General features: G+C 28.5%; 5 protein-coding genes and 1 tRNA gene. 5 read left to right on the top strand and 1 reads right to left on the bottom strand.

Annotation, left to right across the window (positions count from 1 at the left end; genetic code table 11):
* The coding region (locus CCY99_RS05355) for an autotransporter outer membrane beta-barrel domain-containing protein (RefSeq protein ID WP_146744945.1) at positions 1-363 on the top strand (363 nt) is incomplete at its 5' end.
* Between the two features lie 142 nt (positions 364-505).
* Here CCY99_RS05355 and CCY99_RS05350 read toward each other — a convergent pair.
* A tRNA-Sec gene (locus CCY99_RS05350) sits at positions 506-603 on the bottom strand.
* A 135-nt stretch (positions 604-738) separates the two neighbouring features.
* Between CCY99_RS05350 and selA the strand changes: the two genes are divergently transcribed.
* The 4 genes from selA to CCY99_RS05330 are packed head-to-tail and all read left to right on the top strand — an operon-like array spanning position 739 to position 6,149.
* Positions 739-2,112, top strand: a complete 1,374-nt coding sequence (selA, locus tag CCY99_RS05345; RefSeq protein WP_112060379.1) for an L-seryl-tRNA(Sec) selenium transferase — start codon at positions 739-741, stop codon at positions 2,110-2,112.
* Positions 2,105-3,934 carry a selenocysteine-specific translation elongation factor gene (selB, locus tag CCY99_RS05340; RefSeq protein ID WP_181646853.1) on the top strand — a complete coding sequence of 610 codons (1,830 nt, stop codon included), beginning with the start codon at positions 2,105-2,107 and terminating at the stop codon, positions 3,932-3,934. Before selA ends, selB begins: the two co-directional genes overlap by 8 nt.
* A 10-nt stretch (positions 3,935-3,944) precedes the next feature.
* Complete coding sequence (locus CCY99_RS05335) at positions 3,945-4,925, top strand: hypothetical protein (RefSeq protein WP_112060377.1); 981 nt, start codon at positions 3,945-3,947, stop codon at positions 4,923-4,925.
* A 12-nt stretch (positions 4,926-4,937) separates the two neighbouring features.
* On the top strand, positions 4,938-6,149 hold the full coding sequence (locus CCY99_RS05330) for a molybdopterin molybdotransferase MoeA (protein ID WP_112060376.1): 1,212 nt from the start codon (positions 4,938-4,940) through the stop codon (positions 6,147-6,149).
* The last annotated feature ends 5 nt before the right edge of the window (positions 6,150-6,154 follow it).

Genomic DNA, 6,154 nt, shown 5'->3' with positions numbered 1-6,154 from the left:
GTAGAATCTAGTGGATTAGATTCCAAATCCTACTTTGCTGGGGCTAATTACTTAGGAAGTTTTACAAATATATTCTATGCTGATTTGGGTGTGAATTATGGTGTTAAGTTTAATGATAATATTGGATTAGATTCTATTCTTGGACTTAAATACGCACTAAATAATCCACAAGGTAAAGTAGAGATTCTAAATGCTGTAGTGCAGAAATATGACATTGGAATAGATAGATTCATCGCTTACTTTGGACTTGGAGTAAACTATGCCGTAACTTCAAATATCGAACTAGGTCTAAACTATCTAGGAAACTTTGGAGATGAAACTATACAAAATAGTGGGTTTTTTAATGTTAAGGTTGGGTGGTAAATGGAAATAGGAAATTCATAATATTTAATGCGTGATATGGAATCTGTGAGAATCTAGGAATTTTTTAGATTCTACATTTATTTAATGCTATATTTAATTATTAATCATTCAAAAAATCGTAAGTTATTTATATTAGAAAGTTTGGTGAGAAGGCGAGAGAATCGAACTCCCCAGTAGCTAAACACTTAGCCACCCAGCAGATTTGAAGTCTGTGGCAATCACCAGATTTGCAAGCCTTCCAAAAGAAATAGCAGATGTTACAAAAATGACATTCTAGCATAACTAATAAGCTATTTGTTTTATAGTTTAATAAATTAAATGAAAACTATGTAAATAATTACTACAATACACTTTAAATTATTATAAAAGGTATCAATGCATAACAATAAACAAAAAGAGCAATTAAGGCAGATTCCACAGGTAGAAAAGATTCTTCAAAATCCTATATTTACAAACGCCAATAAAGATATTTTAAAAAATATCATAACAAAAAAGATAAACGAGATAAAAAATCTTATATTAAGCGATAATTTTTCTATTAAAGATGATTTGAGTAAGTATATTATTGATGAGATAAATAAGGAATACATAAAAATAACTTCATATACACTAAAGCCGCTTATAAATGCAACAGGTGTTGTTTTGCAAACAAATCTAGGTAGAAGTATATTTCATAATAATTTATTTAATGAGATATTTCCACTTTTAAGCCACTATAATAATCTTGAATATGACTTAGATAAGGCTAAGAGAGGAGAGCGATATAGCCATATTACAAATATGTTATGTGGTATTTTTAATACACAAAGTGCTTTAATCGTTAATAACAATGCTGCGGCTGTTTTTTTAATACTAAATACCTTTGCAAAAAATAAAGAAGCTATTATTTCTCGTGGTGAGTTAATTGAGATTGGCGGAAGTTTTAGGATTCCAGATATTATGAATAATGCAGGAGTTAGATTAGTAGAGGTTGGCACAACAAATAAAACAAGATTAGAGGATTATAAAAACGCAATTAGTGAAGATTCTAGGATAATTATGAAAGCACATAAATCAAACTTTGAGATTCTAGGATTTACCCAAGAAACTAGTATGCAGGATATTAGCACACTTTGCAATTATCATAATATTATCGATTATTATGATTTAGGTAGCGGGTATTTTAAAGGCATTATTTGTAATGAGCCATCACTTGTGGATATTTGCAAAAATCCACCATCATTACTTAGCTTTAGTGGTGATAAGCTATTTGGTTCTATCCAAGCTGGAATAATACTTGGTAGAAAAGATTTAATAGAACAATTAAAACAAAATCCGCTTCTTCGTGCATTACGCGTAGATAAGATTACTATTTTAATACTACAAGCGACATTAAAGCGATATATAGAAAATAATCTAGATGAGATTCCCACAATAAAAATGCTATCTTTAAATAAAGATGAATTACATAAAAAGGCTATATATTTGTCAAAACATATTGATAAATTTTTTAATCCAAATATTATTCCTTTAGATAGTCTTGCTGGTGGTGGGAGCTTACCAAATCAAATATTTGAATCTTATGGCATTAGCTTGGAAATAGCTGGAATGCGAGCTGTGGAATTAGAAAAAATATTAAGAAAATATCTCCTTATAGCTAGGATTGTGGATAATAAAGTAGCTCTTGATGTCCGCACTATACAAGATGATGAAATGAATATTATTATAGATATTTTAGAGAAAATAGCAAATGGAGATAAAGGTGAATAATATTATAGTTGGTCTTTCTGGGCATATTGACCACGGCAAAACATCGTTTATTAAGGCGATAAATCATTATGATGGTGATGAGCGAAGCGATGAAAAAGAGCGAGGAATGACTATTGATATTAGCTTTTCACATATTATTTTAGGTAATAATAATATTTCTTTTATTGATGTGCCCGGACACGAAAAATTAGTAAAAAATATGATTTCAGGTGCATTTGGGGTTGATGTTTTAGCGTTGATTGTGGCGGGAGATGATGGCATTATGCCACAAAGTATAGAGCATTTACATATTGCAAAATTATTAGGAATTACTAGAATCCTAGTATTTATTACAAAATGTGATTTAATATCAAAAGATAGAATCCTAGAAGTCAAAAAACAAGTAAAAACATTATTAGATGAATTAAAACTTGATTTGATAGAAATGAGCGAGTTTTCTATCTATGATGAAGATTCCATAAACAAAGCAAAAAAGATTCTATCTAATCTAACAGCAATGCAAAAACAAACAAGTAGTTTTTTTAGATATTACTGCGATAGAGTTTTTAGTAAGAAAGGTTTTGGGACGATTGTTACAGGGACTATTCTAAGCGGTGAGATTAAGAAAAATGATAAAGTAATAATCTGTGAGTTAAACAAAGAAGCTACAATCAAGCATATACATAATCACGATAAGGAAGTGGAATCTACTCAAATTGCACAAAGAATCGCTTTTAATCTTTCTATTTCTCACGAAATGATAAAAAAAGGAATGCTCCTAAGTAAAAAGGGGATTCTAAGAGGATTTAATAAGATTGATTGTGTTGTTTTTCCACTACAAAAGATTATAAATGGACAGCATATTTCTTTTTTCATTGGTTCTAAACGAATGAATGCGAGTATAAATATCTTAGAAAAATGCGATGATAAACTATTTGCAACATTAAATCTAGAAGAACCTATTTTTGGTATTTTTAAAGAGCGATTTATTTTAAGGGATAATGCCAAAACAATAGGTGGTGGAATGATTCTTAATCCAATAACTGACCCAATGAAAAAAGCCCAAAAATTAGAATATTTATATTATTTATTTGATGATAATTTTATAGATGCTTTTAAGATTCTAGTAAATGCCCATAAATGCGGATTCGGGCTGATACAATCCCTCCAAAGATTTAATCTCACTCATAAAGAAAGTATAGAGATTGCCAAAAAAATAAATGATATTTTTGTTGATGAAAATGCTTTTGTGGTGTATAGTTTAGAGGTAAGAAATATAATAAAAGAAACCATTTTAAATCTTATTAAAAAAAATAAAAATGCTATTTTTAGTGCAACTAGTATTAATAATCAAATCAAATGGAGTTCATTATCTTTCACTCAATCACTAATAGATGAATTAGAGCAAAATGCTGTGATTCAAAAAAGTAATGAGAATCTTTATATAAGCTCTAAAAGCGATATTGGCGATATTTTTACCTATGCAAAAGATTCCATTATAAAAGAATTAGAATTAGGCAATATAACGCCAGAAGCACCATATAATATCTATAATAAATTATGTATTGATAGAAAATTAGGAGATAGTGTTTTAAAGTATTTAACCAAGAGTAGAAAGGTGATTCGCTTGAATCATAATTTTTTTATACTAACCAATATATTAAATAATATGATGGAATCTTTAAGAAAAATTATAAAAAATGAGGGATACATTGACATTCCTATTTTTAAAAAGCATTATAATATTAGTAGAAAATATATTATTTGCTATTTGGATTATTTAGATAATTATGGTGATATTATGAAAATAGACAATAAAAGAATGCTACTTAAAAGCCAATAAAAGTAAAAGAATGAAAGAAATTAGATTAGATTTTTTAGTAAATCCACCACTTAATAAAGAGCTATCATCGTTGCTTATCCCTGATTTTAATTTTAATTCAATTGCCATAAAAGAGCAGGAATTAGAGCTTTCTAGGGATAAGTTAAAACAACGATTTTCTAAGAATTATGCACTACCTTTTAATTTTGCAATAGGTGGATTTTTAGAGCTTTTTATGAATTTTAAAAAGATTTATTATATTGATTCTTTGCATTATGAGATTCGTCGCTCACTTGAGATTATCTCAAATGTTATTGAGATTGAGCGTATAGATATGAAGAATCTTTATTGCGATTTGATGAAAATTGATGATGAATTATTAGCTAAGGATTCTACATTGATTATATTGCCTTTAATTAATGAAGATATTTTTAGTATCAATAAGATTCCAAATATCAAAAATGCAACCCTAGCACTTGATATAAGCTATGCAAGTAGGCTTGGAATGGATATTGGTATGAGTGATATTGCATTGATAAATGGAGCTACTTTTGGTCTCCCAAGTGGATTTGGCTTAATATTAAGTGATAAAATATACACTTCTACATTGTATAAAAAAGGTGTTAGTGAAGCTTTTTGTAGGGCATTAGATGAGCAGATTATTACAGATTCCACTAATATGGATTTATTTGCAAAACTAAAAGAATTGCTAGAAAATGACATTGATTTATTTGCACAAGATTTCGCACCAAACACACTTCCACTTCGTTTTAGGCATATAAATACTAGGAATCTCATACAGCATTTATATCTAGATAATATTTTTTTATCTGGCTCTCAAGATTGCTATCTTGGGTTTATTAAGCCATCTCATACATTAACTTCATTAGGATTCGGGCAGTTGGCAGCAAGAGAGCTTTGTGCTATTTCGTTTGATAAAATCGATGATATTTCTCTTATTGCCTCTAAAATGGCAGAGAGCTATAAAATGATAAGATTAATGGAATTTTAATAAGGAGACTTTATGCTTAATTTAGATGAATTTTTTGATTTTTTATATAAATTACAGGTTAAAACAAAGGGTTGCAAAGAGATTGGTTTGGATTCTGCTTTACATAGAATCTTATATGAAGATATTATTTGTAAATATAATGTTCCTAGATTTGATAATTCTGCGATGGACGGCTATGCTTTGAGAATCGGGCATAAAAGCTATGTAATAAAAGATAGTATATTTGCAGGAAATAAAGTAAAAATTAATCTTAAAAATAATGAAGCAGTGAAAATTATGACAGGAGCTAGGATTCCCAAAGGGGCACAAGCAGTTATTCAAAAAGAATTAACTACATTAAAAGATAATAATCTTTTTTTAGATTCTACTCCACAATTAAATCAAAGCATAAAGTTAAAAGGTGAAGATTTTAAAAAAGGCGAGATTCTACTAAAAAAAGGAGCTTTAATCGATGCACAAAGCATTGGGATTCTAGCTTCTCAAGGAATCGATAAAGTAAAAGTTGCAAAAAAGGTAAAAATTATTATTTTTGGTAGTGGAAATGAGATTGCAAGGTTGGATTCTAAGCTCAATGAAAATCAAATCTATGATATTAATTCATATTTTTTAAAGTCCATATTAAGTCCGCTAAATTGTTCCATCAAATATGGCGGAATCTTAGATGATAATGTAGATAGCATATCAAAATCTTTACAAAAAGCACTAAAGAAATATGATATTGTTATAACAAGTGGTGGCGTTAGCGTTGGCGATAAAGATTATATTCATAAGGTTTTAGAAAAAATAGATGCAAAAATCCTAGTAGATTCTATTAATATCAAGCCCGGAAGACCTATGATATTTTCAAATAAAGATAGTAAATTTATTTTATCATTGCCGGGGAATCCTATAGGGGCATTTTTTCATTGTATGTTTTGTATGTCAATATTGATTCAAAAAATGAGTTTATCTAAGGATTTGTATTTTAAAGAAATAAATGCAATCAACAAAACAGATTTTTTCGTTACCAATAAAACATCTCATATTGTATTAGGAAACTTTGAAAATGGCTATTTTAGTGCATATAATAATGCGAAATATCAAGGAGCACAAATAGCACCACTTATGAAAAGTAATTCTTTGGCAATATTTAATAATAAAGATATGGTGAAAAAAGATTCTATTATTAAAATCATTTTGTATAAGCCAGAATTTTTTGATAGAATAAAAAACATTTTTAATTAATTATA

It is taken from the genome of Helicobacter sp. 16-1353 (genome assembly GCF_003288815.1).
Classification (GTDB): domain Bacteria; phylum Campylobacterota; class Campylobacteria; order Campylobacterales; family Helicobacteraceae; genus NHYM01.
Note: the sequence above shows the minus strand (reverse complement) of the source record. Positions and strands in the feature narration are given on the sequence as shown.

What these genes read in the sequence shown, in the direction of transcription:
- selA (WP_112060379.1), top strand. Translation starts at nt 739, where the DNA reads ATGCATAACAATAAACAAAAAGAGCAATTAAGGCAGATTCCACAGGTA.
- CCY99_RS05335 (WP_112060377.1), top strand. Translation starts at nt 3,945, where the DNA reads ATGAAAGAAATTAGATTAGATTTTTTAGTAAATCCACCACTTAATAAA.
- CCY99_RS05330 (WP_112060376.1), top strand. Translation starts at nt 4,938, where the DNA reads ATGCTTAATTTAGATGAATTTTTTGATTTTTTATATAAATTACAGGTT.